This window comes from Pseudomonas sp. RGB (genome assembly GCF_007713445.1).
In the GTDB taxonomy this organism is placed as follows: Bacteria; Pseudomonadota; Gammaproteobacteria; order Pseudomonadales; family Pseudomonadaceae; genus Aquipseudomonas.
This window is the reverse complement of record NZ_VMSH01000038.1, coordinates 1-3,247: the sequence shown is the minus strand read 5'-3', so window position 1 is coordinate 3,247 and position 3,247 is coordinate 1. Positions and strand designations below refer to the sequence as shown.

The 3,247-nt window shown below is 50.9% G+C and carries 2 tRNA genes and 1 rRNA gene; all 3 read right to left on the bottom strand.

What is annotated here, in order from left to right:
- A 23S ribosomal RNA gene (locus FPT15_RS29670) occupies positions 1-2,795 on the bottom strand; the annotation flags it as partial.
- Between the two features lie 251 nt (positions 2,796-3,046).
- Positions 3,047-3,122, bottom strand: a tRNA-Ala gene (locus FPT15_RS29665).
- 30 nt (positions 3,123-3,152) lie between these two features.
- A tRNA-Ile gene (locus FPT15_RS29660) sits at positions 3,153-3,229 on the bottom strand.
- Positions 3,230-3,247: the final 18 nt, after the last annotated feature.

Here is a 3,247-nt window from a genome sequence, read left to right as displayed (position 1 = left end):
AGGGAACTCAAGGTTCCAGTGAGATCTCATCTTGAGGCTAGTTTCCCGCTTAGATGCTTTCAGCGGTTATCTATTCCGAACATAGCTACCCGGCAATGCCACTGGCGTGACAACCGGAACACCAGAGGTTCGTCCACTCCGGTCCTCTCGTACTAGGAGCAGCCCCTCTCAAATCTCAAACGTCCACGGCAGATAGGGACCGAACTGTCTCACGACGTTCTAAACCCAGCTCGCGTACCACTTTAAATGGCGAACAGCCATACCCTTGGGACCGGCTTCAGCCCCAGGATGTGATGAGCCGACATCGAGGTGCCAAACACCGCCGTCGATATGAACTCTTGGGCGGTATCAGCCTGTTATCCCCGGAGTACCTTTTATCCGTTGAGCGATGGCCCTTCCATACAGAACCACCGGATCACTAAGACCTACTTTCGTACCTGCTCGACGTGTCTGTCTCGCAGTCAAGCGCGCTTTTGCCTTTATACTCTACGACCGATTTCCGACCGGTCTGAGCGCACCTTCGTACTCCTCCGTTACTCTTTAGGAGGAGACCGCCCCAGTCAAACTACCCACCATACACTGTCCTCGATCCGGATAACGGACCTGAGTTAGAACCTCAAAGTTGCCAGGGTGGTATTTCAAGGTTGGCTCCACGCAGACTGGCGTCCACGCTTCAAAGCCTCCCACCTATCCTACACAAGCAAATTCAAAGTCCAGTGCAAAGCTATAGTAAAGGTTCACGGGGTCTTTCCGTCTAGCCGCGGATACACTGCATCTTCACAGCGATTTCAATTTCACTGAGTCTCGGGTGGAGACAGCGCCGCCATCGTTACGCCATTCGTGCAGGTCGGAACTTACCCGACAAGGAATTTCGCTACCTTAGGACCGTTATAGTTACGGCCGCCGTTTACCGGGGCTTCGATCAAGAGCTTCGCGTTAGCTAACCCCATCAATTAACCTTCCGGCACCGGGCAGGCGTCACACCCTATACGTCCACTTTCGTGTTTGCAGAGTGCTGTGTTTTTAATAAACAGTCGCAGCGGCCTGGTATCTTCGACCGGCATGAGCTTACGGAGCAAGTCCTTCACCCTCACCGGCGCACCTTCTCCCGAAGTTACGGTGCCATTTTGCCTAGTTCCTTCACCCGAGTTCTCTCAAGCGCCTTGGTATTCTCTACCCAACCACCTGTGTCGGTTTGGGGTACGGTTCCTGGTTACCTGAAGCTTAGAAGCTTTTCTTGGAAGCATGGCATCAACCACTTCGTTAACTAAAAGTTAACTCGTCATCAGCTCTCGGCCTTAAGATCCCGGATTTACCTAAGATCTCAGCCTACCACCTTAAACTTGGACAACCAACGCCAAGCTGGCCTAGCCTTCTCCGTCCCTCCATCGCAATAACCAGAAGTACAGGAATATTAACCTGTTTTCCATCGACTACGCTTTTCAGCCTCGCCTTAGGGACCGACTAACCCTGCGTCGATTAACGTTGCGCAGGAAACCTTGGTCTTTCGGCGTGGGTGTTTTTCACACCCATTGTCGTTACTCATGTCAGCATTCGCACTTCTGATACCTCCAGCAAGCTTCTCAACTCACCTTCACAGGCTTACAGAACGCTCCTCTACCGCATCACTTACGTGATACCCGTAGCTTCGGTGTATGGTTTGAGCCCCGTTACATCTTCCGCGCAGGCCGACTCGACTAGTGAGCTATTACGCTTTCTTTAAAGGGTGGCTGCTTCTAAGCCAACCTCCTAGCTGTCTAAGCCTTCCCACATCGTTTCCCACTTAACCATAACTTTGGGACCTTAGCTGACGGTCTGGGTTGTTTCCCTTTTCACGACGGACGTTAGCACCCGCCGTGTGTCTCCCATGCTCGGCACTTGTAGGTATTCGGAGTTTGCATCGGTTTGGTAAGTCGGGATGACCCCCTAGCCGAAACAGTGCTCTACCCCCTACAGTGATACATGAGGCGCTACCTAAATAGCTTTCGAGGAGAACCAGCTATCTCCGAGCTTGATTAGCCTTTCACTCCGATCCACAGGTCATCCGCTAACTTTTCAACGGTAGTCGGTTCGGTCCTCCAGTTAGTGTTACCCAACCTTCAACCTGCCCATGGATAGATCGCCCGGTTTCGGGTCTATTCCCAGCGACTAGACGCCCTATTAAGACTCGCTTTCGCTACGCCTCCCCTATTCGGTTAAGCTCGCCACTGAAAATAAGTCGCTGACCCATTATACAAAAGGTACGCAGTCACAGAACAAAGTCTGCTCCCACTGCTTGTACGCATACGGTTTCAGGATCTATTTCACTCCCCTCTCCGGGGTTCTTTTCGCCTTTCCCTCACGGTACTAGTTCACTATCGGTCAGTCAGTAGTATTTAGCCTTGGAGGATGGTCCCCCCATATTCAGACAAAGTTTCTCGTGCTCCGTCCTACTCGATTTCATGACTAAGAGATTTTCGCGTACAGGGCTATCACCCACTATGGCCGCACTTTCCAGAGCGTTCCGCTAATCTCAAAGCCACTTAAGGGCTAGTCCCCGTTCGCTCGCCACTACTAAGGGAATCTCGGTTGATTTCTTTTCCTCAGGGTACTTAGATGTTTCAGTTCCCCTGGTTCGCCCCTTACACCTATGTATTCAGTGTAAGGTAACCATCTTATGATGGCTGGGTTCCCCCATTCAGACATCTCCGGATCAAAGTCTGTTTGCCGACTCCCCGAAGCTTTTCGCAGGCTACCACGTCTTTCATCGCCTCTGACTGCCAAGGCATCCACCGTATGCGCTTCTTCACTTGACCATATAACCCCAAGCAATCTGGTTATACTGTGAAGACAACATTCGCCGAAAATTCGATAATACTCAATTACGAGTAACTCACAAATTTTACCTTAGCCTGATCCGTTACCAGTGAAAGTAACGTTCAGTCTATCTTTCTATCACATACCCAAATTTTTAAAGAACGATCTAATCAAAGACTAGAAATCAACATTCACCATCACCTGGATGGAATGCTCATTTCTAAGCTTTCAAAACTTTCAGAAGCAGTAGTGGTGGAGCCAAACGGGATCGAACCGTTGACCTCCTGCGTGCAAGGCAGGCGCTCTCCCAGCTGAGCTATGGCCCCGTATTTCTACAGGCGTTTCCCACACAAAATTGGTGGGTCTGGGCAGATTCGAACTGCCGACCTCACCCTTATCAGGGGTGCGCTCTAACCAACTGAGCTACAGACCCAATTTCGGGCTGCTTCTT